Genomic DNA, 266 nt, shown 5'->3' with positions numbered 1-266 from the left:
AGCAGCTTGAGCCAGTCGAGCAATTCCGACGTGGACGGCTTCTTTTTCAGCCCCGCCACGTTGCGCAGTTCGAAGAAGCTCTGCATGGCCGCGGCCAGCAGATCCTTCTTGATGCCGGGGTAATGCACCTCGACGATCTGCTGCATCGTGGCCGGATCGGGAAACTTGATGTAGTGGAAAAAGCAGCGGCGCAAAAACGCGTCGGGCAACTCTTTCTCGTTGTTCGACGTGATGATGACGAGCGGACGCTGCTTCGCGCGGATCAG

General features: G+C 58.3%; 1 protein-coding gene. It reads right to left on the bottom strand.

Annotated elements, in window-relative coordinates:
- Positions 1–266, bottom strand: a 266-nt coding sequence (locus tag SB753_RS37875) for an AAA family ATPase (RefSeq protein ID WP_410805263.1), incomplete at both ends; no start/stop codon positions are given.

Origin of the sequence: Paraburkholderia sp. SIMBA_053, assembly GCF_046534895.1 — a bacterium.
Lineage (GTDB): Bacteria > Pseudomonadota > Gammaproteobacteria > Burkholderiales > Burkholderiaceae > Paraburkholderia > Paraburkholderia caledonica.
The sequence above is the reverse complement of the archived record's forward strand: the minus strand, read 5'-3'. Positions and strand labels throughout refer to the sequence as shown.